13 protein-coding genes and 1 pseudogene are annotated in these 25309 nt (G+C 64.6%); 9 read left to right on the top strand and 5 right to left on the bottom strand.

The annotated features are described in order from the left end of the window. Window positions 1–6 precede the first annotated feature (6 nt). The 6 genes and pseudogenes from glnE to ACFOPH_RS24100 all read left to right on the top strand — a co-directional run bounded on the left by glnE (window position 7) and on the right by ACFOPH_RS24100 (window position 14119). Window positions 7–2724 (top strand): bifunctional [glutamate--ammonia ligase]-adenylyl-L-tyrosine phosphorylase/[glutamate--ammonia-ligase] adenylyltransferase, encoded by a 2718-nt coding sequence (gene glnE / locus ACFOPH_RS24125; protein ID WP_379737655.1) that lies wholly within the window; start codon window positions 7–9, stop codon window positions 2722–2724. Between the two features lie 342 nt (window positions 2725–3066). Next, window positions 3067–5973, top strand: a complete 2907-nt coding sequence (locus ACFOPH_RS24120; RefSeq protein ID WP_379737653.1) for a TonB-dependent receptor domain-containing protein — start codon at window positions 3067–3069, stop codon at window positions 5971–5973. Between the two features lie 130 nt (window positions 5974–6103). Further along, window positions 6104–6700, top strand: a pseudogene (locus tag ACFOPH_RS24115) (IS1595 family transposase); the annotation flags it as partial. Window positions 6701–7365: 665 nt separating this feature from the next. Continuing rightward, window positions 7366–10218 carry a TonB-dependent receptor domain-containing protein gene (locus ACFOPH_RS24110; protein WP_312549141.1) on the top strand — a complete coding sequence of 951 codons (2853 nt, stop codon included), beginning with the start codon at window positions 7366–7368 and terminating at the stop codon, window positions 10216–10218. 150 nt (window positions 10219–10368) lie between these two features. Further along, window positions 10369–11130, top strand: a complete 762-nt coding sequence (gene map, locus ACFOPH_RS24105) for a type I methionyl aminopeptidase (RefSeq protein WP_312549143.1) — start codon at window positions 10369–10371, stop codon at window positions 11128–11130. 307 nt (window positions 11131–11437) lie between these two features. Beyond that, the gene (locus ACFOPH_RS24100; protein ID WP_379737651.1) at window positions 11438–14119 is read left to right on the top strand and encodes a TonB-dependent receptor; all 2682 of its coding nucleotides are present in this window, start codon (window positions 11438–11440) and stop codon (window positions 14117–14119) included. Window positions 14120–14190: 71 nt separating this feature from the next. On the opposite strand, the gene gap is transcribed toward ACFOPH_RS24100, so the two are convergent. Then, window positions 14191–15201: a type I glyceraldehyde-3-phosphate dehydrogenase gene (gene gap, locus ACFOPH_RS24095; protein WP_379737649.1), complete on the bottom strand. Its 1011-nt coding sequence runs from the start codon at window positions 15199–15201 to the stop codon at window positions 14191–14193. Window positions 15202–15291: 90 nt separating this feature from the next. Next, window positions 15292–17289 carry a transketolase gene (gene tkt / locus ACFOPH_RS24090; RefSeq protein ID WP_379737647.1) on the bottom strand — a complete coding sequence of 666 codons (1998 nt, stop codon included), beginning with the start codon at window positions 17287–17289 and terminating at the stop codon, window positions 15292–15294. 132 nt (window positions 17290–17421) lie between these two features. Between tkt and ACFOPH_RS24085 the strand changes: the two genes are divergently transcribed. Further along, the gene (locus tag ACFOPH_RS24085; RefSeq protein WP_312549147.1) at window positions 17422–18165 is read left to right on the top strand and encodes a 16S rRNA (uracil(1498)-N(3))-methyltransferase; all 744 of its coding nucleotides are present in this window, start codon (window positions 17422–17424) and stop codon (window positions 18163–18165) included. A 95-nt stretch (window positions 18166–18260) separates the two neighbouring features. Here ACFOPH_RS24085 and ACFOPH_RS24080 read toward each other — a convergent pair whose 3' ends face one another. Continuing rightward, window positions 18261–21119, bottom strand: coding sequence for a TonB-dependent receptor (locus ACFOPH_RS24080; RefSeq protein WP_312549148.1), 2859 nt, complete (start codon window positions 21117–21119; stop codon window positions 18261–18263). Between the two features lie 258 nt (window positions 21120–21377). Beyond that, on the bottom strand, window positions 21378–21620 hold the full coding sequence (locus ACFOPH_RS24075) for a hypothetical protein (RefSeq protein WP_312549150.1): 243 nt from the start codon (window positions 21618–21620) through the stop codon (window positions 21378–21380). Window positions 21621–21804: 184 nt separating this feature from the next. On the opposite strand from ACFOPH_RS24075, the gene ACFOPH_RS24070 reads away from it, so the two are divergent. Both ACFOPH_RS24070 and ACFOPH_RS24065 read left to right on the top strand, forming a co-directional pair. Next, the gene (locus tag ACFOPH_RS24070; RefSeq protein WP_379737644.1) at window positions 21805–23442 is read left to right on the top strand and encodes an NAD(P)/FAD-dependent oxidoreductase; all 1638 of its coding nucleotides are present in this window, start codon (window positions 21805–21807) and stop codon (window positions 23440–23442) included. 4 nt (window positions 23443–23446) lie between these two features. Further along, window positions 23447–24322 carry an EamA family transporter gene (locus ACFOPH_RS24065; RefSeq protein WP_312549154.1) on the top strand — a complete coding sequence of 292 codons (876 nt, stop codon included), beginning with the start codon at window positions 23447–23449 and terminating at the stop codon, window positions 24320–24322. 3 nt (window positions 24323–24325) lie between these two features. On the opposite strand, the gene corA is transcribed toward ACFOPH_RS24065, so the two are convergent. Beyond that, a complete protein-coding gene (corA, locus tag ACFOPH_RS24060; RefSeq protein WP_379737642.1) occupies window positions 24326–25294 on the bottom strand; it encodes a magnesium/cobalt transporter CorA in 969 nt (322 codons plus the stop codon). Window positions 25295–25309: the final 15 nt, after the last annotated feature.

The following is a 25309-nucleotide window of genomic DNA, read 5'->3' as shown; positions in this document are numbered from 1 at the left end:
GACCCGATGACACCTGTTTCCGCCGCCAACGCTTCGCGCTGGTATCAACGCTGGGTCGACGCTGTCCCGGGACGCCTCGAGCGCGTCGCCGGGTTGACCCGATTATCGCTGGCCCGGCCGGATTTCGGCGCGTTATTGGAGACCGAGCTGGCCGCCGGCATCCCCTTGCCGCGCGCCATGCGGCGCCTGCGCAACCTGCTGCTGGCCGGCCTGATCCGGCGCGACCTGGAGGGCCTGGCCGATCTCGACGAAGTCGTCACCGCCATGACCGGCCTGGCCGATTTCGCGATCCGCACCCACCTGGCGGACCTGATGGCCGAGCTGGTCGCCGCCCACGGCATGCCGGTCGGCGCCGAGTCCGGCCGCCCCCAGGAAATGATGGTGCTGGCTATGGGCAAGCAGGGTGGCGGCGAGCTGAACGTCTCGTCCGACATCGACCTGATCTTTGTCTATCCCGAAGACGGCGAAACCGCGGCAGGACCGCAGCAGCGCGGCCTGTCGAACCACGAGTTCTTCGTGCGCCTCGGGCGGCGCCTGATCGGCGCGCTGTCCGAAGTCATCGAGGACGGCTTTACCTTCCGGGTCGACATGGCGCTGCGCCCGAACGGCAAGTCCGGACCGCTGGCGGCCAGTCTCAACATGGTCGAGGAATACCTGATCGTCCAGGGCCGCGAATGGGAACGCTATGCCTGGGTCAAGGCGCGCGCCGTCACCGGCTTTGATGAAGACATCGCCGCCCTGGACGCCATCGTGCGTCCCTTCGTGTTCCGGCGCTACCTCGACTTCGGCGTGATCGATGCGATCCGCAACATGCACGCCCAGATCCGCGCCGAGGTCAACCGCCAGGAACGCCTGCATCCGGACCGCAGCAACAACGTCAAGCTGGGGCGCGGCGGGATCCGCGAGATCGAGTTCCTGGCCCAGGTGTTCCAGCTGATCCGCGGCGGGCGCGACCCGGCCCTGCGCGAACGCTCCACGCGCCAGACCCTGCGCCTGCTCGCCGAGCGCGAACTGATGGCCCCGGCAACCGTGGAGCGCCTGCTGGACGCCTATACCTTCCTGCGCAACCTGGAGCACCGCCTGCAATACCTGGACGACGCCCAGACTCATACCGTGCCCGCGAACGAGGCCGAACGCCTGCTCGTCGCGCACATGATGGGCCTGCCGGACGTAGCCACCCTGCTCGCCCGGCTGGAGGAGCAGCGCGCCTTTGTCGCCGCCGAATTCGACGACATGTTCGCCGACAGGAGCGCCCCGCCCGACGACGAGCGCGCCGGACTGGAAGCGATCGCGGCCGACCCCGAGAACCTGGCCACCATCGAAGCCCACCTGGCCTCGCTCGGCTACGACGCCCCGCTGGACGGTGCGCGCCGCCTGGTGGCGACCTGGCAGGCGCCACGCCTGCAGAGCCTGCCCGATGCGAGCCGGGCGCGCCTGCTGGCCCTGGTCAACCTGGCCCTGCCGCAAGTGGCCGCGACCGTGAAGGAAGCCGGGGTCGGCAGCCACGGCGCCACGCTGGGCCGCCTGCTCGACTTCCTGGAAGCGGTGGCGCGCCGCTCGGCCTACCTGTCGCTGCTGACCGAGTACCCGCACACGCTCGAGCGCGTGATCCGCATGATGCATGCCAGCGGCTGGGCCGCCACCTTCCTGACCCAGCACCCGATCCTGCTCGACGAGCTGCTCGACGACCGCGGCGGCATCGACGAGCCCGCGCAACTGGCAAGCAGCCTGGACGCGAAGCTGGGCGAAGCCGAGGGCGATACCGAGCGCCAGCTCGACATCCTGCGCGAGACCCACCACGCCCAGCAGTTCCGCCTGCTGGCACTGGACCTGGCCGGCGAACTGTCGGTCGAGCGCCTGGCCGACCACCTGTCGGCGCTGGCCGACGTGATGGTGGCGGCGACGGTGCGCTGGGCCTGGAAGACGGTGGCCACGCGCCACGTCGAGGAACCGCGCTTCGCCGTGATCGCCTACGGCAAGCTGGGCGGCAAGGAGCTGGGCTACGTGTCCGACCTCGACGTCATTTTCCTGTTCGACGACGAGGACGACATCGCGCCCTCGAACTACGCCAAGCTGGCCCAGCGCTTCATCACCTGGATGACGGCGCACACGCCGGCCGGCATCCTGTTCGACATCGACACCGCGCTGCGCCCGGACGGCGCCAGCGGCATGCTGGTCAGCTCGCTCGCCGCTTTCGAGCGCTACCAGCGGCAGTCGGCCTGGGTCTGGGAGCACCAGGCCCTGACGCGCGCGCGCTTCTGCGCCGGCGACGCCGCCATCGGCGCACGCTTCGAGGCGATCCGCGACACCGTGCTGCGCCAGGACCGCAGCGGTCGCGAAGCGGAACTGAAGGAAGAAGTGCGCAAGATGCGCCGGCGCATGCACGAGGCCTACCCGAACCGCACGATGCTGTTCGACCTGAAGCAGGATGCGGGCGGCATGATCGACATCGAATTCATCGTCCAGTACCTGGTGCTGCGCCATGCGGCGACGTATCCGCAGCTCACGGCGAATCTCGGCAACATCGCGCTGCTGCGCATCGCCGGGGAACTGGGACTAATCGATGCGGCGCTGGCATCCGAAGCCGGCGCCACCTACCGCCTGATGCGCCGGCTGCAACACCAGCTGCGCCTGCAAGGGCGACCGGCCCAGGTCGACACCACGCTCGTCAGGGACCACCTGGACCCTGTGATCCGTCTCTGGCAAAGCTGCCTGGACGGCTGACGGCGCGCGGTCGGCGCCGTGCCGCGCGACTTAAATTCAGCTTAAACGGCGCTCGGCGCCGTTTTTTTATTTTGGCCTATTTCGGTGCAGCTTGATCCCGTTTTGATGCAAATTAAACCGAAATGGGCACAAAATGCAGCCGAGTTGGTGCGTATTTATTTGACCCAAAAGTCACTTCCTCCCCGCGCTTTTCCGTTGTTGTTTTTGGGGCACAAGGTATGCGGCAAGAGTATTGACATTAATCAATGTTCAATGCTTTCATACATACGCGTTTATTCAACGCAACGTTGCACTATTAACACAAAGGCCATCCAACAGGTGGCCAATAATTCCGGAGAGCACATGCAACAACGTACCAAGATCGCGCTGGCAGTCGCCTTTGCGACATATTCGATGGGATCCGTGGCGCAAACCCAGGAAACCCTGCAACGAGTCGAAGTGACTGGCTCGCGCATTCGCACGGTTGACCTGGCCACGGCCCAGCCTGTCCAGGTGATGACCCAGGAGCAGATCCAGAGGACCGGTCTCGTGACCGTCGGCGACATCATCAACAATATGTCGTCGGCCGGTTCGCCTGCCTTCAGCAAGGGCGGCGCCCTGACCTCGAACCGCGAGAACGGCGGCCAGTATGCCAACCTGCGCAACCTGGGCGGCCAGCGCCTGCTGGTGCTGGTGAACGGCAAGCGCTGGACCCAGTCCGTGGCCGGCTTCACCGACATGTCGACCATCCCGTCGTCGATGATCGAGCGCATCGAGGTACTGAAGGACGGCGCGTCGGCGATCTATGGTTCGGACGCGATCGCGGGCGTTATCAACTTCATCCTGAAAAAATCGCTGGAAGGCGGCCAGCTGAGCCTGTACACCGGCCAGAACCAGGAAGGCGACGGCAAGAACAAGGACTTCTCGCTGAGCTACGGCGCCGGCAACGAGAAGGCTTCGCTGATGTTCGGCCTGTCGCACACCGAGGCAGGCGCGGTCTGGGCAAAGGACCGCGAGATCACCTCGTATTCGCGCGGCCCGAACTATCCGCTCGAGAATCTCGGCGGCGGTCCGTGGGGCCGGATTCGCCAGGTGGGCGCCAGCGGCGGCGCCACCGGCTTCGACATGATCCTGAACCACACCGGCGACCAGCTCGGCACCGGCACCGGCGCCGATGCGCGCGACCGTAACAACTACCACACCGTCAGCAACCTGACCCCGGTAGCGGCCGACCTGTTCAACACGACCCGCCAGATGGTGTTCTCGATGCCGAGCAAGCTCGACACCCTGTTCACCAAGGGCGAAGTGGCCACCCCGTTCGATACCCGCCTGGTCACCACCGCCATGTACTCGCAGCGCAAGGGCGTGTCGACCACCGCCGGCTATCCGCTGCAGTCTGGCGCCCAGAGCAAGTACCCGGTCTATATCGACAAGGACAGCTACTACAACCCGTACGGCAACCAGGGCGTCGGCGCCGCTCCAGGCTCGGGCCAGGACCTGTTCTTCTACCGCCGCACCATCGAAGTGCCGCGCACCACCACCAACACCAACCGCACCCTGCACATCGACGCCACCCTCGAAGGCGACTTCAAGCTGCGCGAGCTGCCGTGGAACTGGAGCGTGGGCTGGAACCACAGCAAGGTCGACGGTTCGACCCTGGGCACGGGCAACACCAACCTGCTGAACCTGAAAAAGGCCCTCGGCCCATCGTTCATGAACGCTTCGGGCGTGGTCCAGTGCGGCACTGCCGCCAACCCGATCGCGCTGGCCGAGTGCGTGCCGTTCAACATCCTGGGCGGCCCATCGGCCTCGACCCCGGAAGCGCTGAAATACATCCTCTCGACCGGCCAGGCTACCTATAGCAGCAAGATCGACAGCGGCACCGTCGACGTCGGCGGCGAACTGTTCGCCCTGCCGGCCGGCGCGCTCGGCTTCGCGGCTGGCGTGGAACACCGTACCGTAAAGGGCGTCGACCAGCCGGGCCAGTTCGAGCAGTCGGGCTACTCGACCGACCTGGCCGGCAACGCCACCTATGGCCGCTACACGGTCAAGGAAGCGTACGCCGAGCTGAACATCCCGGTCCTGAAGAACCTGCCGTTCGTCGAATCGCTGAATTTCAACGTGGCGACCCGTTATTCGGACTACAGCAACTTCGGTTCGACCAACAACAGCAAGTTCAGCTTCACCTATCGCCCGACCAAGGACATCCTGGCCCGCGGCACCTGGGCTGAAGGCTTCCGCGCACCGACCGTTGGCGATACCTTCGGCGGCGGCCAGCAGAGCTTCGACACCGGCTGGCTGGACCCGTGCGACACCGTCTACGGCGCTGCCGCCGGCAGCCCTGCCACCCTGGCCCGTTGCGCCAACGGCTTCGGCGGCGTGGTCGGCACCCCGGCCGGCTACCGCCAGCGCATCCAGAGCGGCGCCGTGATCACCTCGAGCGCCGGCGCCCAGACCGCGTATCCGTTCAACGCCAGCGCCGGCAACGCCTTCCTGCAGCCGGAAACCGCGGTCACCCGCACCCTGGGCCTGGTGTACAACCCGGGCTTCCTGCCTGGCTTCTCGGCAGCCGTCGACTGGTACAGCATCAAGATCGACAACCGCATCACGGCCGTCACGTCGAGCTACGTCGCACGCCAGTGCTACGAGCAAGGCCTCGAAGAGTTCTGCTCGAGCATCGTGCGTGACCGCGTGACCGGCCAGGTCATCGCCCTGTCGCGCGGCAACGCCAACCTCGGCCAGATCAAGACCGAAGGCGTCGACGTCGACCTGCGCTACCGCCTGCCGCGTATGTCTTTCGGCCAGTTCAACATCCGCAGCGAAACGACCTACCTGGACGAGTACTCGACCAAGTCGTCGGCCACTGCGAACTGGATCGACTACTCGGGCGAGTACGACCTGCACCGCTGGAAGTCGAACCTGACCACCGACTGGTCGCTGGGCAACTGGAGCGCAACCTGGGGCATGCGTTACATGAGCGCGGTCCAGGACGCCTGCCTGAGCCGTCCGCGCGGCTGGGAGTGCAACCTGCCTGACGTCGTTCGTCCTGGCTTCAGCGCACCGGGCGCCAACCGCCTCGGCTCGCTCACCTACCACGACTTCAGCGTCGGCTACAACACCGCGTGGAAGGGTCAGTTCCGCGTCGGCGTGAACAACGCGTTCAACAAGGCACCACGCTTCACGCTGGACGGCGCTTCGTCGGCCACGACGGTGGACGCCGATCTGCCGATCGACCGCTTCTTCTACGTGCGTTACAACCAGGCATTCTGATCCAATTTGCCTGACACGAATGCCCGCTTCGGCGGGCATTTTTTTTTGGCGCTGTCACCGTTCGCTATGGATGAGCAGTGAACTGTCGAGTTCATTCACGGTCCAATCCGCATCGCCATCGATACGGGCATCGCGCCCGGTGCGGACGGCGGCCGATGGCGTCGAGGTGCACCGGAACACCGCTTTTCGCTGGCGTCATTGTTTTCTGGAGCGGGTGAAGGCGGACCGGCCGGAATCCCTGAACGGTATCGCCGAGGCCGACGAAATGTTCATCCTGGAATCCCAAAAAGGTTCGCGCAAGCTCGATCGGCCGGCGCGCAAGCGGGGTGGCGCGGCCAGCAGGCGCGGCATCTCACGCGAACTCGACTGCATCCTCGTGGCGCGTGACCGCATCAAGCAGACCGTCGATGCCGTCACCGGCCGCGGCCCCGTCAGCAAGGTTCAGCTCGAGCATCACCTGCTGCCTTTCCTGGACAGGGACGTTCTGCTTGTGACGGACGCGAACGCGGCCTATCGTGTTTTCGCCCGCGCCAATGGCATTGCGCACCAGGCTGTCAATGCCAGCGCCAGCGAACGGATCTGGCCAGGCCCGAAGGGCGCCATCCACGTACAGAACGTGAACGCCTATCACCAGCGCTTGCGGGCATGGCTGGCGCCTTTCCATGGGGTCGCATCGCGCTACCTGCCGAACTACCTGGGATGGCGCCGGATGCTCGATGGCGGATAGATTACTTCTGCCGATCAGTTGTTTCGCCTTGCGATCGGGCTCATCCACAGCGAACGGTGACAGCGCCTTTTTTTGCACCGCACCGCACATCGGCACGATGCCGATCAGTGCCACCCTCGTACCCTGAAAACGAACTGGCCGCGACGCGCTTCGACATCCGGCTGCCCCATTTCGGCACACGCCAAGGTCTGCCCTCGCTCTGTAACTTCGGGTTTTCCGGGGAGCTTGCCGCGCTTCATTTTGGTGCATTTATTGCCACGATCCAAGCCGAAGCAAGCCTGATTACTGTAACGACAACTTTAGTCCATCAGCGCATTTTCGGAGGAGTTTTTTGCACTGCACAAAAAATTTTGTTCGGTAAAATTCGGCATAACTCAGCCTTCATTGCTTAGGCAAAATCGCAAAATCATCGTACGTCAAGCATATATTTCGAAAAATTGCCAACGTAAATACGCTTCTTTACAACATTATCAAATTTAAATTTCTAGTTGTTGACAAGAATATCTTTCGGATGATTCCATTGACAGGTTGGAAGATTTTCAAAGGCAAGTTTTGTCGTCTGATCTTTCAGTTGGTCGCTGGAGCGACACATCCGTCGCGGTGCTGCCTATGAGCGACACCGCGTGTTTACCCCCAAGGAGTTTTGCAAAATGATGGAAAAAATCTTGTCCCGGTCGATCCACGCGATCTGCCTGGGCGGCATGACCCTCGGCATGCACGCTGCGTACGCCCAAGAAGCGTCCCAGCCGCTGCAGCGCGTCGAAGTCACCGGTTCGCGTATTCGCCAAGTCGACCTGGAAACGGCCCAGCCGGTCCAGGTGATGACCCAGGAACAGATTCAGAAGACCGGCCTGGTTACCGTCGGCGACATCCTGAATCAACTGTCGTCGGCCGGTTCGCCGGACTTCAGCAAGGGCGGCTCGCTGACCTCGAACCGTGAAAACGGTGGTCAGTACATCAACCTGCGCAACCTGGGCTCGCAACGCCTGCTGGTGCTGGTCGATGGCAAGCGCTGGTCCCAGACCGTCGACGGCTTCACCGACATGTCGACCGTTCCGTCGGCCATGATCGACCGCATCGAAGTGCTGAAAGACGGCGCTTCGTCGATCTACGGCTCCGACGCGATCGCCGGCGTTGTCAACATCATTCTGAAAAAACGCCTCGAAGGCGGCCAGGCCAGCGTCTACATCGGCCGCAACCAGGAAGGTGACGGCAAGAGCAAGGACTTCTCCATCACCGCCGGCGCCAACAGCGACAAGGTCTCGCTGATGTTCGGCCTGTCGCACACCGAGCAAGGCGTGGTCTGGGCCAAGGACCGCCCGATCACCGCTTACCCGCGCACCGACAAGTACCCGACCGAAGGCCTGGGCGGCGGCCCATGGGCCAATATCTGGAACGCCGACGGCAGCATCGACAAGGTGCTGAACCACACCGGCGGCCCGCTGGGCGACGGCGTTGGCGCCGATTCGCGCGACCTGGCCAACTACCACGACTGGGACGGCTCCCTGGTGAACGACAAGTTCAACAGCGCCTCGCAGATGATGTTCCAGATGCCGACCAAGCTCGACACCCTGTTCACCAAGGGCACCGTCGAACTGCCGTACGGCATGCAGTTCCAGACCACCGCGATGTTCTCGCAGCGTAAGTCGAGCGCCCAGGTCGCCGGCTATCCGCTGCAAACCGGCACCCAGTCGTCGTACCCGGTCTACATCGACAAGGACAGCTACTACAACCCGCTCGGCAGCTCGGTCGTCGGCTCCGCCGCCGCACAGGACATGTCGTTCCAGCGCCGCACCGTCGAAGTGCCGCGCGTGACCGAGAACCGCAACGATACCTTCCACGTCGACGCCAGCCTGTCGGGCGACTTCGAAATGCGCGCGATGCCGTGGAACTGGAGCGTTGGCTACAACCACAGCTCGGTCAAGGGCTCGACCCTGGGCACCGGCAACGTCAACCTGCTGAACCTGAAGAAGGCCCTGGGCCCATCGTTCATGAACGCGTCGGGCGTCGTCCAGTGCGGCACGGCTGCAAACCCGATCGCCCTGGCCGAGTGCGTGCCGTTCAACATCGCAGGCGGTCCGTCGGCTTCGACCCCGGAAGCACTGCGCTACGTCATGTCGACCGGCCAGGCAACCTATGGCAGCACGGTCAACAGCGCAACCGCCGACATCGGCGGTGAAGTCTTCGCTCTGCCAGCAGGCAACGTCGGCATCGCCGGCGGCCTGGAGCACCGCGAAGTGCGCGGCTACGACCGCCCGGGTCAGTTCGAGCAATCGGGCTACTCGAGCGACCTGGCCGGCAACCCGACCTTCGGCCGCTACACCGTCAAGGAAGCTTACCTCGAAGCGAACGTACCGATCCTGAAGGACCTGCCGTTTGCGGAACTGCTGAGCATCAACCTGGCAACCCGCTACTCGGACTACAGCAACGTCGGCGATACCACCAACAGCAAAGCCAGCTTCATGTGGAAACCGACCAAAGACCTGCTGGTCCGCGGTACCTGGGCTGAAGGCTTCCGTGCTCCGGCACTGGGCGACACCTTCGGTGGCGGCCAGCAGTCCTTCGACGACTACCTGGATCCTTGCGATGCCCTGTACGGCCAGCGTAGCGACCCAGCCGTCGCGGCACGCTGCGCGGCAGCCGGCGCAGGCGCCAACTTCCGCCAGCTCGACCAGACCGGCGTGCCGATCACCAGCGGCGGTGGCGGCCAGAGCCCGTATCCGTTCATGGCCAGCGCCGGCAATGCCGAGCTGACCCCGGAAACGGCCAAGACCAAGACCATCGGCTTCGTGTACAACCCGTCGTTCCTGCCAGGCTTCTCGGCATCGCTCGACTGGTTCAACATCAAGGTCAGCAACATCATCACCGCCATTGGCGCGACCGATGTTGCCGAGTACTGCTACGTGCAGGGCATCCAGGGCTACTGCGATGCGCTCAAGCGTGACCCGGCCACCGGCCAGATCATCGCCCTGAACCGCGGCAACGCCAACAAGGGTATCCTGGAAACCGAAGGTCTCGACCTGTCGCTGTCCTACCGCCTGAAGCGTACCGCCTACGGCCAGTTCGGCGTGCGTTCGGAAACCAGCTACGTCGACAAGCTGCGCGACCAGGAAGCTGCTGGCGAAGAGTGGACCGACTACGCCGGCCAGTACTTCTACAACCGTGTGAAGTCGAACCTGTCGCTGGACTGGAACCTGGGCAACTGGAACGCGACCTGGACCGCCCGCTACTACAGCGGCGTGAAGGATCGTTGCTTCAAGACCAATGCAGTCGAGTGCTCGAACATCGGCGGCGAAGCAAGCTGGGGCAAGAACTACAACAAACTGGGCAGCGTCACGTATAACGACGTAAGCGTCGGCTACAAGACCGCCTGGAATGGCCAGGTCCTGGTTGGTATCAACAACGTGTTCGACAAGAAGCCACGCATGACCGTGTCGGGCGCTGCTTCGTCGTCGTACGTCGATGCCGACTTCCCGATCGACCGCTTCTTCTACGTCCGCTACAACCAGTCGTTCTAATGGCGCGGGTCCGCAAGGACCTTGCCTGAAGAGCTGACGCGTTAAAGCGTCGGGCAAATGCCCGCCAGGTTCGCCTGGCGGGCATTTTTTATGCACTGCGGTATCATGACGGATTGCGCGGCGCGGCCGCGGCTATCCAACAAGCAAAACATGGCAATCAAACTCAAGAACGACAAGGACATCGCGAAGATGCGCGTCGCCGGCCGCCTCGCGGCCGAAGTGCTGGAAATGATCGGCGAGTACGTCGTTCCCGGCGTCTCCACCGAGGAACTCGACCGGCGCTGCAACGAATACATCCGCAAGGTGCAGAAGGCCACGCCGGCCAACGTCGGCTACCACGGCTTCCCGAAAACCCTGTGCACCTCGGTCAACGGCGTGGTCTGCCACGGCATCCCGAGCGAAAACGAGATCCTGAAGGACGGCGACATCATCAACATCGACGTCACCGTGATCAAGGACGGCTGGCACGGCGACACCAGCCGCATGTACTACGCCGGCACCCCGAGCCCCGAGGCGAAACGCCTGGTCGACACCACTTTCGAGTGCATGATGGCGGGCATCCGCACCGTCCGTCCGGGTTCGCGCCTGGGCGACGTCGGCCACGCGATCCAGAAGCTGGCCGAAAGCGCCGGCTACTCGGTGGTGCGCGACTACTGCGGCCACGGCATCGGCCGCGTCTACCACGAGGACCCGCAGGTGCTGCACTACGGCCGTCCGAACACCGGCCTGCTGCTGAAGGAAGGCATGACCTTCACGGTCGAGCCGATGATCAACATCGGCGCCGAGGAAACCAACCAGCTCGACGACGGCTGGACCGTGGTCACGGCCGACGGCTCGCTGTCGGCCCAGTGGGAACACATGATCGCCGTGACCGCCAACGGTTTCGAGATCCTGACGCCCTGGCCGAAATAAGGCCCCGTCCTGCGCCTGCGCGGCGGTGCATGCGCCGCCCGCGCCCTCCACGCCCGGCATCGTATGCCGGCACCGCGGCGCCACGCGTCCGCAAGATGGGCAGCATTTCATTGTATGCCAGCCCTCAGCAAGGCAATGTTGTTTTTTGGATATTTTCGAGCGCAATATTGCGTATGTATCCAAAGCAAATTGACGTATTTACATTTCCCGTGTTTCATTACTGACAGCCTCGCGCCCAAGGTGCGGGTATCTCATTTCTGATACGGGGAGTTTGTTGATGATCAAAGAAAGAGTGTTATCGCAGTCTGTGCGTCTGATCTGTGCCGCCGGCGCCCTTGGCGCCACCCTGCTGGTCAATCCAGCCGCGGCCCAGGACACCACCGGACAAGCGATGCAGCGCGTCGTCGTGACCGGTTCGGCCATCAAGCGCATCGATGCCGAGACCGCGGTGCCGGTCACGGTGGTGCGGGTGGAAGAACTGAAGAAACAGGGTCTCACCACCGTCGAACAGGTGCTCTCCAACCTGGCCCCGGTCCAGGCCTCGCAGGGAACCAGCCAGGTGGTCGGCCTGAGCACCGGCGGCGCTTCCTTCGCCGACATGCGCGGCATCGGCGCCAACAAGACCCTGGTGCTGCTCAACGGCCGGCGCCTGGCCAACAATGCTTTCGACAGTTCCGCGCCGGACCTGAACATGATCCCGTTCGCCGCGCTCGAGCGCGTCGAAGTGCTGCGCGACGGTGCCTCGTCGCTGTACGGCTCGGACGCGGTCGGCGGCGTCATCAACTTCATCACCCGCAAGGACTTCACCGGCGGCACCGCCACCATCGGCTACGACAAGCCGGAACACCCGGGCGGCGTCTCAAAGAACGCCAACCTCGGCTTCGGCTACGGTGACCTCGCATCGGACGGCTTCAACTTCTTCGCCGTCGGCGGCTTCCAGAAGCAGGACAGCGTCGGCGGCCTGCAGCGCCCGTTCAACACGCGCTATCCGGGCGGCCTGTCGCCGACCACTGCTCCGGCCAACTATTTCCAGGAAGGCGACGTCGGCAACCCGGCCGGCCCGGACTGCACCAGCGCGCCGAACCTGATTCCGGCCGGCGACGGCCTGTCGTGCTACATGACGACCTCGAGCTTCGTCGATTACATCCCGAAGAGCGAACGCGCCACCGGCCTGTTCAAGGGCACGCTGAAGCTGCCGCAGAACCATGAACTGGGCCTGGAATACCTGGTCAGCCGCAGCCGCGTCGAAAGCCAGATCGCGCCGGTACCCTACGGCGGCCTGTACATGAACCGCGTGCGCCCGAACGGCACGCTGAACCCCTACTTCCCGGGTAACCCGGGCGCCATTGCGCCGACCATCCCGATCGACCCGACCTTCGTCGCCGAAACCGGCTTGCCGCCGGGCGTCCAGCCGGGCTACCTGAACGTCAAGTGGCGTGACCTGCCGAACGGCGTGCGCGCGGGCGACGACATCAACCGCCAGCAGCGCTTCGTCGCATCGCTGTCGGGCGCGATGGCGGGCTGGGACTACACGGCCGCCCTGAGCTACAACGAGAACAAGGTGACCTCGAAGCTGAAGGGCTACAGCGACGGCGGCATCATCTCGGCCGGTGTCCTGAACGGCATCATCAACCCCTTCGGCGAGCAGAGTGCCGAGGGCATGGCACTGATCGAAAGCGCCGCCCTCGACGGCACGATCCAGACCGCCAAGGGCACGACCAAGACCTTCGACTTCAGCGCCAGCCGCGAACTGGGCGACTGGGTCGGCGCCGGCAAGAACGTCGCACTGGCGTTCGGCGGCCAGGCCAGCCGCGAAAACTTCAGCAACCGCGCCAACAGCGAGTACGCGGAAAAAGTCGTGGCCAGCACCGGCATCGACCCCAACCTGTTCAACGCCGGCTCGCGCACCGTGTACGCCGCGTTCGCCGAGCTGAACGTGCCGGTGCTCGCCAACCTGGACGTGACCGCAGCGGTCCGCTACGACAAGTACAGCGATTTCGGCAGCACCACGAATCCGAAGTTCGGCTTCCGCTACCAGCCATCGAGCACGCTGCTGGTGCGCGGCTCCTATTCGACCGGTTTCCGCGCCCCTTCGCTGTACGAGATCAACGCCGCCCAGACCTACACCAACACTTCGCAGCAGGATGATCCGATCAACTGCCCGGGCGGCACTGCGATTCCGGGCAAGAGCCCGGCCACCAATTGCGCCCAGCAGTTCCAGGCGCTGTTCGGCGGCAACCAGAGTCTCGATCCGGAAGAATCGAAAAACCTCACCTTCGGCGTGGTGTTCGAGCCGATCAACAACCTGACCCTGGGCGCCGACCTGTACCGCATCGAGCTCGAGAAGCAGATCGGTTCGCTCAGCGAGAACGACGTGTTCGCCGATCCGGCGAAGTATGCCAGCCTGTACCACCGCAACGGCGCCGGCAACCTGTCGACCGACGGCTCGCAGTGCCCGAACCCGGCCACCTGCGGCTACGTCGACCTGCGCACCCAGAACCTGGGCGGCCTGAAGACCGACGGCGTCGACCTGACCGCCGCCTACCGCCTGCGCGCTGGCGACTGGGGCAACTTCAACCTCGGCCTGAACAGCACCTGGGTGCACAGGTACGAGTACCAGAACGAAGAAGGCGGCGAGTGGAACCAGAACGTCGGCATCTTCTCGGGCGTGGGTCCGGTGTTCCGTTGGCAGCACTCGGCAAGCGTGAACTGGAGCCGCGGCGAGTTCGGCGCCGGCCTGACGGCCCGCCACAAGACCGGCTATGTCGACCAGGATCCGGAATTCCGCGTGGCGTCCTACACCACCGTCGACAGCTACCTGTCCTGGACCCAGCCGAAAGGCTTCGGGGTGACCTTCGGCGTGCGTAACCTGTTCGACCGCGAACCGCCGCTGAGCTACCAGGACCAGACCTTCCAGGCTGGCTACGATCCGCGCTACACCGATGCGATCGGCCGTACCTTCTACGTGCGTGGCACCTACACGTTCTAATCAAGGTACAGGCAACAAAAAACCCGTGCGGCTCGCGCCGCACGGGTTTTTTTATTCTTCCGAAAGAACGATTACTTCGCGTTCATCAGCGCGACGGTGGTGTCGAGCATGCGGTTCGAGAAGCCCCACTCGTTGTCGTACCAGGACGAGACCTTCACCAGGCGGCCCGAGACCTTGGTCAGGGTGGCGTCGAAGTTCGACGATGCCGGGTTGTGGTTGAAGTCGACCGAGACCAGCGGATCGGTGTTGTAGGTCAGGATGCCTTTCAGGGCGCCTTCCGAAGCCGACTTCATGATCTGGTTGACTTCGTCGACGGTGGTGTCGCGCTTGGCGATGAAGGACAGGTCGACGATCGAGACGTTGATGGTCGGCACGCGGATCGCGAAGCCGTCCAGCTTGCCGTTCAGCTCAGGCAGCACCAGGCCGACCGCGGCGGCGGCGCCGGTCTTGGTCGGGATCATCGACTGGGTGGCCGAACGGGCGCGGCGCAGATCTTCGTGCATCACGTCGGTCAGCACCTGGTCGTTGGTGTAGGCGTGGACGGTGGTCATCAGGCCGGTTTCCAGGCCGATGGCGTCGTGCAGCGGCTTGACCAGCGGGGCCAGGCAGTTGGTGGTGCACGATGCGTTCGAAATCACGGTGTCGGTCGACTTCAGCACGTCCTGGTTGACGCCGTAGACGATGGTCGCGTCGACGTCCTTGCCGCCCGGGGCCGAGATGATGACTTTCTTGGCGCCGCCCTTCAGGTGGGCCGAAGCCTTTTCCTTGGCGGTGAAGAAGCCGGTGCACTCGAGGACGACGTCCACGCCCAGCTCGCCCCATGGGATCTCGGCCGGGTTACGCTGCGCGAACACGCGGATCTTGTCGCCGTTGACGACCATGTTGTCGCCCTCGACCGTGACGGTGCCCGGGAACTTGCCGTGGGCGGTGTCGTAACGGGTCAGGTGGGCGTTCGACTCGGCGTTGCCGAGGTCGTTGATCGCCACGATCTGGATGTCTTGTTTCTTGCCGCCTTCGTAGAACGCGCGCAGGATGTTGCGGCCGATGCGGCCATAACCGTTGATTGCAACTTTGATCGTCATGCTTTGCTCCTGATTAGAAAAAAACTTTTTTCACAACGCACATGCTGAACATGAAAAGGGCCGCCTCGACGGCAGCCCCTGCTGAAACCATTACGCCGCGATGACCGCTTTGGCCTTCGCCACGACGTTCTCGACGGTGAAGCCGAAGTGCTTGAACAGCACCGGCGCCGGCGCCGATTCGCCGAAGGTGTCGATACCGACCACCGCGCCTTCCAGGCCCACGTACTTGTACCAGAAGTCGGTCACGCCGGCTTCGATGGCGACACGCGGAACGCCACGGGTGAGCACACTTGCCTTGTAAGCAGCGTCCTGGCGCTCGAACACGTCGGTCGACGGCATCGAGACCACGCGCGCGGCGACGCCCTCGGCCGCCAGCGCATCGGCAGCTTTCACTGCCAGCTCGACTTCCGAACCGGTCGCGATCAGGATCACTTTCGCATCGGCGGCGTCGCGCAGCACGTAGCCGCCCTTGGCGACGTTTGCGACGGCGGCTGCGTCACGCTCCATGAACGGCAGGTTCTGGCGCGAGAAGATCAGGGTCGACGGGCCGTCCTTGCGCTGCACTGCCGCGCCCCAGGCCACTTGCGATTCGACGGTGTCGCACGGACGCCAGTTGTCCAGGTTCGGGATCAGGCGCAGCGAGGAGACGTGCTCGATCGACTGGTGGGTCGGGCCATCTTCGCCCAGGCCGATCGAGTCGTGGGTGAACACGAACAGCGAGCGGATCTTCATCAGCGCGGCCATGCGCAGCGCGTTGCGGCTGTAGTCCGAGAAGGTGAGGAAGGTCGCGCCGAACGGGATGAAGCCGCCGTGCAGGGCGACGCCGTTCTGGATCGCGGCCATGCCGAATTCGCGCACGCCGTAGTTGATGTGGTTGCCCGGGATGCCCGAGCGCACCGCGACCGATTCCTTCCAGTTGGTCAGGTTCGAGCCGGTCAGGTCGGCCGAGCCGCCCAGGAATTCCGGCAGGATCGGGGCCAGCGCCTGGATCGCGTTCTGCGAGGCCTTGCGGGTGGCGATGGTTTCCTTCTTGTCGATGCAGGTGGCGATCGCCGCGTCCAGCACCTCGTTGAAGTTGCCCGGCAGCTCGCCCTTCATGCGGCGCTCGAATTCGGCGGCCAGCTCCGGATGGGCGGCGCGGTATTCGGCGAACTTGGCGTTCCATTCGGCCTCGAACTGCGCGCCGCGCTCCTTCGCGTCCCAGGCCGTGTAGATGTCGGCCGGGATGTCGAACGGGATCGGGTCCCACAGCAGGTGCTGGCGCACGGCCGCGATTTCCTTGTCGCCCAGCGGGGCGCCGTGGACCTTGTCGCCGCCTTCCAGGTTCGGGGCGCCCTTGCCGATGATGGTCTTGCACATGATCAGGGTCGGACGGTCCGACTGCTTCGCCTGCTCGATGGCGTCGGACACGGCGCCCACGCTGTGGCCGTCGATCTGGCCGATCACGTTCCAGCCGTAGGCTTCGAAGCGCTTGCGGGTGTCGTCGGTGAACCAGCCTTCGACGCGGCCGTCGATCGAGATGCCGTTGTCGTCGTACAGCCAGATCAGCTTGTTCAGGCGCAGGGTGCCGGCCAGCGACGCCACCTCGTGCGAGATGCCTTCCATCAGGCAGCCGTCGCCCAGGAAGGCGTAGGTGTAGTGGTCGACCACGTCGTAGCCTGGACGATTGAATTCATAGCCCAGCAGCCATTCGGCCAGCGCCATGCCGACCGAGTTGGCGATGCCCTGGCCCAGCGGACCGGTGGTGGTTTCCACGCCCGGCGTGATGCCGACTTCCGGGTGGCCCGCGGTCTTCGAATGGAGCTGGCGGAAGTCGCGCAGGTCGTCCATCGTCAGGTCGTATCCGGCCAGGTGCAGCATCGCATAGTGCAGCATCGAGCCGTGGCCGTTCGACAGCAGGAAGCGGTCGCGGTTGAACCAGCCCGGATTGGCCGGGTTGTGGCGGTAGTGCTTGTCCCACAGCGCAACGCCGATCTCGGCCATGCCCATTGGCATGCCCGGGTGGCCGGAGTTGGCTTTTTGAACAGCGTCCATCGCCAGCGCGCGGATCGCGTTGGCCATCAAGGTGGTGGTTTGCGTAGATTTCATCGGATGCAGGGGGTCTGGATTGGAAAGCGGAGGCCTGCAGCGGGCCGTAGCCCGTTATTTTACCAGAGCCCCACCCTGCCGAATTAAAATGCAGGTTTTTGCCTGTCTCTACTGTCTCTATATAGGAAACGCATGCCCCGCTTCTACTGTCCGCAGCCGCTACGCCCCGGCGCCACCGTCGACCTGCCCGAGTCCGTCGCCCATCACCTGCACGTGGTACGGCTGCAGCCGGGCGCCGCGCTGACGCTGTTCGACGGCAGCGGCGGCCAGTACGCCGCGACCCTGGCCGACATCGGGAAGAAACGGGCGAGCGCACTGGTCGGCGCGCACGAAGCGGTCGAGGCCGAGCTGCCCTATGCGGTGACGCTGGCCCAGGGCCTGCCGGAAGGGTCGAAGATGGACTGGATCGTCGAGAAGGCGGTCGAGCTGGGCGTTGCGGCGGTACAACCGCTGGCGGCTCAGCGCAGCGTGGTGCGCCTGTCGGGCGAGCGCGCCGAGAAACGCCACGCCCACTGGCAGGGCGTGATCGTCGCGGCGTCCGAGCAGTGCGGACGCAACCGCCTGGCGCAGCTGGCGCCGGTGGCCGACTTCCACCGCTGGCTGGCGGCGGAGCCGGGAACGGCGGTCCGGGCGGCGCAGCCCCTGGTTCTTCTCAGCCCGCGCGCCACGCAGTCGCTGGCCGGCTGGGCGCAGGCCCAGCCGGCGCAGGCGCTGACCCTGCTGGTCGGCCCGGAAGGCGGTTTCACGCGCGAGGAAGAGGACGCGGCGCTGGCCGCGGGCGCCCTGTCCCTGTCGATCGGCCCGCGGGTGCTGCGCACCGAGACCGCCGCGCTGGCGGCGATGGCGATGCTGGCCGGGATCTGGGGCGGGATGTAAGCCGTCTATGTAAAAAAGCCCCGTTGCAGGAATTCTGCAGCGGGGCTTTAGTGTTTCAGGCAGCGGCATCGCTGCCGCTGTCCATGCTGCTGCGCTTAGAACGTGTAGGCCATGCCCAGGCTGTAGAAGCGGCCGATGGCGCCTGCCTGGTGCAGCGACGCGTTGTACGAGGTCTGGGCACCGGCGTTGCCGTAGGTGGCCACGTCATACGGCGGCTGCTTGTCGAACAGGTTCAGGATCGCGGCGCGCAGGGTCAGGTTCTCGCTCAGCTTGTACTGGAGGTTCAGGTTGGTCGTGGTGAACGACGGCACCTCGCACAGCCAGTCAGGCTGGGTCTTGCCCTGGTAGTAAGCGCGGCCGCCCACGTCGAAGCCGGTGCGGGCGCAGTTCACGGCGTCGTGCGACGGGTCGATGGTCGAGAAGCCGCCGGTGTAGTTCACCGTCGCCGTCACGTCCAGCGGGCCGCGGCTGTAGCCGAGGGTGAACTGGGCACGGTCTTTCGGGTTGCCGGTGGCGCCGCCGACCGACGATGGGCCCTGGGTGCCGGCCAGCTGGTAGCTGGTGCCCGCCACTTCGGTTTCATAGCCGAAGGTGTGGGCTGCGCTCACGTTGGCCGAGATGGTGCCCATGTCGTTCGCCAGGCGCCAGCGGTAACGCACGTCCGCTTCGATACCGTGGGTCTTGGTGCTACCCGCGTTGATGTACGGCGATGCGCCGTACAGGATCGGGCCGACGATCGGGGTGGCCAGCGTGGTGCCGGTGCCGCCGGTCGAGACCGTGGTCGGCACCGCCGCACCGCGCACCCAGTCAGGCACGTAGCTCGGATCGTTGCCGGCACGGGTCACGATCAGGTTGCTGATCTTGATGTTGTAGTAGTCCAGGGTCATGTTCAGGCCGCGCATCGGCTCCAGAATCAGGCCCAGGGTGTACGACTTCGATTTTTCCGGCGACAGGTCCTGGTTTTCCGTGGTCTGGACGTACGGCGGCTGCTGGCCGCAGGCGGCGATCACGTTGCCGGCGGTGCTGGTCTGTCCGTCCGGGCACAGGATCGGGTCGTTGATCAGGTTAAAGGTGAAGAAGGAACCGGCATTGCCCACCTCGGACGGGTTCGGTGCGCGGAAGCCGCGTGCGAAGGTGCCGCGCACGCCGATCTGCTGGGTCGGGGTCCACTTGAAGTTGGCCGCAGGCGTGAACGAGTTACCGTAGGTATCGTAATGGTCGTAACGGCCCGAGACGCTGACCTCGACGTTCTTGACCGGGGTCGCGCGCAGCTCGGCGAAGGCCGCGCTGTTGGTTTCTTCGCCGATCGCGAAGGCCGAGGTGCTGGCCACGGCGCCGTTCAGGGTCAGGCTCGACGGCGGCGAGTTCTGCTCCATCTTGTGCCAGTGGACGCCGGCGGCCACGGCCAGTGGGCCTGCGCCCAGCTGCATCAGCTCGCGCGAACCGAACAGGTCGAAGTAGTTCAGCTTGGTTTCCAGGGTATTGCTGAAGCGCGGCGAGACTTCCTGGACCAGCGCCGGATCGTTACCGCCGAGGACATTCCAGCGTCCGCTGTTGATGGCGTTGTAGAGCGCCGCGCGGTTCATGTAGCCGCTGTAGTCGGCATCGACCTTGACGCGGGTGGCGCCGGCGGCGGCGTTCATGTCCCAGCCGTAGGCGCTGCCCTTCAGGTCGACCGCGAAGCGGGTGCTGGTCGAGGTGTTATCCGTGGTGTTGGTCGCGCCGACACCAGGAATATAACCGTACAGGGAAGCCGGGTTGGCAAAGGTGTTGGTCAGGCCGGCGCCCACTGCCGCGCCCGGCGCAAAGCGCGTGCTTGCGATGCGGTTCACACCGCCGGTCAGCACGCCATCGACGAGCGTGGTGCTGCCGGCGAAGCTGGTCGGCGAATAGACCGGCGGCACGCCACGGTTGTTGATGCTGTCGCGCTTGAACAGCGAGCCCTTGAATGCGATTTCCCATTCTTCGCTCAGCTTCTTGGTCATGCCCACCAGGACGTTGATGTTCTGGGTGGCAGGCTGGATGTTCGAGTCGGTATCGCGTACCGCGCAGCCGCCGGCGCGGTAGAGCTCGAAGTTGCACTTCGAATCCAGGAACCGGAAGTTGGCCGGATTGGTGGCGCCGCCCGCGCCCGACGGGTTGTACAGGAAGGGGCTGCTGGCAGCGGTCAGGCCGCCGTTCAGGCTGGTCGGCACGCCCAGGGTCAGGTCGTTGCCGCCTTTCGAACGCCAGTCGCGATTGGCCCAGCCGAACTGTTCACGCTGGTAAACCTTGATCGCGTCCTGGTCGCGCCATTCGGCGGTGATGAAGGCGTTGTAGCCGTCCTGGTCGAGGTCGCCGATGCCGGTGCTGATCGAGCCGCGCTTGGTCTTGCCGCCGCCGTGCTGGGTATCGCCGATCTCGGCGCTCAGGCGGGTGCCTTTGAAGTTCTTCTTCAGTTTAATGTTGATCACGCCGGCGATCGCGTCCGAGCCGTAGAGCGACGATGCGCCGCTCTTCAGGACTTCGATCGTTTCGATGGCATCGAAAGGAATCGAGGAGACGTCGACGAAGGAGCGCTGCGCGTCGTCCGACAGCGGGTACGGGGACATGCGATGGCCGTCGATCAGGACCAGGGTCGCGCCGACGGTCAGGCCGCGCAGCGAGATACCGGTTGCGCCGTTGGCGAAAGCGCCGGAAAAACCGGTGCCCAGGGTACCGGCGCCATTGGCTGCCAGGTCGGTCAGCAGTTCAGCGACCGAGGTCTTGCCGCTTTTCTGGATGTCCGCGGCGGTCAGCACCTGGACCGGGGTCGGCGTTTCGGTGTCGGCACGGCTGATCAGCGAACCGGTCACGACCACGCGCTGCACCGCCTGGCCTTCGGCCGGCGCCTGTTGCGCCATGGCGGAGCCCATGGCGCCGGAAGCGACCAGGAACGAAATTGCATACGGCAACGACTTCAACTTAAACGTCATGAATACTTCTCCTTCTAAGCTTTTCTCAGATGTTTTTTATGGACATGGGCACGGAGGTGCGTCATGTGTTTGTCTCTCCCGAACAGCGCTTTTTGAAACGCGTCCCAGTCCCGCACGAAACCGGGTGTGGACGTCATTCAGGATGCCTTGTATTACGTTTAAAGATTAATGCGACTGCGATCGACTGCTTTTCGAGGCTACTGTTTTTATATGCGCGCCGGGTTAGGACGTACGCTCTTCATTCACGATTGATAGGAATCAAGCGTTATCTGAATAAATACATAAAACCATACGAAAAGTCCGGGTGTCAACATAACGCGACAGGGCAAATTGTGTAGAAACAACACCTTGGAAATAGTCTGTTAGATAGTGCAATGCACCATAAAAGAGCGGCTTTTGCCGCGCCTCTCCTTTCCGCTGCGAATATGCATGCTTTACGTATGTATCAAGCGTGAACGCCGTGCTTCCTGCCATCCCGCGCCGCCATTCGACCAGGTCCATGCCGGTGCACGGCGACGCAAGCGGTAGAAAAGAACAAAAAAAAATTTCACGGAAAACCACACTGGCGCCGCCCCCCTGTTGCCTGCGCGTCGTGGCGCCCTGCCTCCGCCTGATCGGCGGGGCCGGCCTGAAGTAAAATAGCCGATTGATTTGACCGCCCCCGCTGGCGCCCTACGCGAAACCTATGCTCCGAATTAACGAACTCAAGCTCCCCCTCGATCACCCCGACCACGCCCTGCGCGACGCCATCGTCGCCCGCCTGGGCATCGACGTTGCCGACCTGGTCGACTTCACCGTCTTCAAGCGCAGCTACGACGCGCGCAAGAAGGCGGCGATCGTGCTCATCTACGCAATCGACGTCGAAGTGCAGAACGAGGCGGCGGTGCTGGCGCGCCTGAAGAACGACCAGTACATCGTTCCCTCGCCCGACACCGGCTACAAATTCGTGGACGCGCCGCGTCCGCCGGCCGGCACGCCGCGTCCGATCGTGGTCGGCACCGGCCCCTGCGGCCTGTTCGTGGCCCTGATCCTGGCCCAGATGGGCCTGAACCCGCTGGTGCTCGAGCGCGGCAAGATCGTGCGCGAACGGACCGTCGACACCTTCGGCTTCTGGCGCAAGCGCAAGCTCAACACCGAGTCGAACGTGCAGTTCGGCGAAGGCGGCGCCGGCACCTTCTCGGACGGCAAGCTGTACAGCCAGATCAAGGACCCGAAGCACTACGGCCGCAAGGTCCTGACCGAGTTCGTCAAATCGGGCGCGCCGGAAGAGATCATGTACGTCAGCAAGCCGCACATCGGCACCTTCCGCCTGGTCAAGATGGTCGAGCAGATGCGCGCCGAGATCCTGTCGCTGGGCGGCGAAATCCGCTTCCAGACCAGGCTCGAGGACGTCTTGATCAGCGAGACGGGCGGCGTGCGCCAGGTCCGTGGCGTGGTTCTCGCCTCGGGCGAGGAAATCGCGACCAATCACCTGGTGATGGCGATCGGCCACAGCGCGCGCGACACCTTCCAGATGCTCTACGACCGCGGCGTCTACATCGAAGCGAAACCGTTCTCGATCGGCTTTCGCGTCGAGCACCCGCAGTCGCTGATCGACGTCTGCCGCTTCGGCCCGAACGCGGGCAACAAGATCCTCGGCGCGGCCGATTATAAAATCGTGCACCACGCCTCGAACGGGCGCTCGGTCTACAGTTTCTGCATGTGCCCGGGCGGCACCGTGGTTGCCGCCTCCTCGGAAGAAGGCCGCGTGGTCACCAACGGCATGAGCCAGTACTCGCGCGCCGAGCGCAACGCCAACAGCGCCATCGTGGTCGGCATCACGCCGGAAGACTATCCGGGCCACCCGCTGGCCGGCATCGCCTTCCAGCGCGAACTCGAGTCGCGCGCCTTTGTCCTCGGCGGCGGCACCTACGATGCGCCGGGCCAGCTGATGGGCGACTTCGTGAAGGGCATTCCGTCGAAGGAATTCGGTTCGGTGATCCCGTCCTTCAAGCCGGCGGTGCACCTGACCGACCTGGCGCCCTCGCTGCCGGAATACGCGATCACGGCGCTGCGCGAAGCGTTTGTCGCGTTTGATAAACAGATCAAGGGCTACTACAAGCACGACGCGGTGCTGACCGGCGTCGAGACCCGCACCTCCTCGCCGATCCGCATCAAGCGCCGCGACGACGACCTGCAAAGCCTGAATACGCGTGGCCTGTTCCCGGCCGGCGAAGGCGCGGGCTACGCCGGCGGCATCATGTCGGCGGCCGTGGACGGCATCCGCGTCGCCGAAGCGGTCGCGCTGGCGATGGGCGTCCCGGTGCCCGCGCTGCAGGATTGATCCCTTGAAGGGCGCCGCCTCCGCAGCTTCCGAAACGCCCACGGGCACACTCGCGCCCTTGCTGGGCGTGGTCGGCTCGCTGGTCTCGGTGAACGTCGGCGCGGCCTATGCCAAGGGCCTGTTCCCGCTGGTCGGCAGCGCCGGCATCACCGCCGTGCGCGTCGGCCTGGCCGCGATCCTGCTGCTGGCCTTCTGGCGCCCGTGGCGCGCGCCGCTGGCGCGGCGCGATGCCATCAACGTCGCGATCTACGGCTTCATGCTCGGGATGATGAACCTGCTGATCTATGCGGCGTTTGCCCGCATTCCGATTGGCGTGGCGATCGCGATCGAAGTCATCGGTCCATTAGCGGTGGTGGTGCTGTCCTCGCGCCACCTGCGCGACTTCGCCTGGGTCGCCTGCGCGGCCGGCGGCCTGTGGCTGCTGGCGCCCACGACGAAGAACGCGGTCGCGCTCGATCCGGTCGGCGTCGCCGCGGCGCTGGCGGCGGCCTTCTGCTGGGCCATGTACATCGTGTTCGGCAAGCGCGTCTCCACCCTCAAGGGCGGCCACGTCGTGTCCTGGGGCATGCTGGTGGCGGCGCTGTGCACGGTGCCGGTCGGGCTGGCACAGGCCGGGCCCGCGCTGTTCTCGGCACCGGTCCTGCTCGGCGGCCTGGTGGTGGCGGTGCTGTCGAGCATCCTGCCCTATTCGCTCGAGATGATGGCCCTGTCGCGCCTGCCGCGCCGGGTGTTCGGCATCCTGGTCAGCGCCGGCCCGGCAGTGGGCGCCCTGGCCGGCTTCTTCGTGCTGGGCGAGGTGCTGACCACCGTGCAATGGCTGGCGATCGGGCTGATCGTGCTGGCCACCGGCGGCAGCGCGGCTACTGCGGGGCGCAGATAGGTTCTACAACCACCCCGCCTTTTTAAACCGGCGATACATGTAATAGCTGACCGCAACCATGGCCGTGATCGCCATCGGATAGCCGTACTTCCACTTCAGCTCGGGCATGAACTCGAAGTTCATGCCCCAGATCCCGGCAAAGGCAGTGAACACCGCGAAGATGGCGGCGTAGGCGGCGAGCTGCTTGTTGATCTCGTTCTCGTCGATCGCGACCATCGACAGCGTGACCTGGATCGCGGTGGCGATGGTGTCGCGGATGGTGTCCAGGCGCCCGGCGATGCGCAGCAGGTGGTCGTGGATGTCGCGGAAATAATCCTGGGTTTCGAAGGCCAGCGCCGGCACCCGGCCGCCGTGCAGGCGCCCCATTGCATCCATCAGGGGAATCACGGCGTGGCGCAGCACCAGGGTGTTGCGTTTCAGGTCATACAGGCGCTCGATGTTATCGCGCTGGGCGCCGTGGCCGCCGAAGATGCGGTCCTCGATCGATTCCAGGTCCGATTCCAGCTTGTCGATGATGGGAAAATAGCGGTCGACGACGGCATCGATCAGCGCGTACAGCACGAAGCCCGAGCCTTTTCTCAGCAGGTGCGGCTCGCGCTCGGCGCGGGCGCGCACGCCGAGGAAACCCTGGGCCGAGTCGCGCCGCACCGACAACACGTAGTTGGGACCGACGAAGATCGCCACCTCGCCCGAACACAGCTCCTCCTTGTCGAGGTAGACGGTGCGCACGACGGCGAACAGCGAGTCGCCGTATTCCTCGAGCTTGGGACGCTGGTGGCCGCGCGAGGCGTCTTCCACGGCCAGCTCGTGCAGGCCGAACTCCTCCTGCATGACGGCGAGTTCCTCGGGGCTAGGATCGCGCAGGGCGACCCAGACGAAGCAGTTGGGTTGTTTCAGGTACTCGCTGATATCCTCGACCGGGATATCGGACAGTTTCTTGCCTTCCTGGTAGGCGACGCAGTTGATCAGCATGGAACGGAATGGTTG

Origin of the sequence: Massilia haematophila, assembly GCF_042647645.1 — a bacterium.
GTDB classification, from domain to species: Bacteria; Pseudomonadota; Gammaproteobacteria; order Burkholderiales; family Burkholderiaceae_D; genus Telluria; species Telluria haematophila.
The sequence above is the reverse complement of the archived record's forward strand: the minus strand, read 5'-3'. Positions and strand labels throughout refer to the sequence as shown.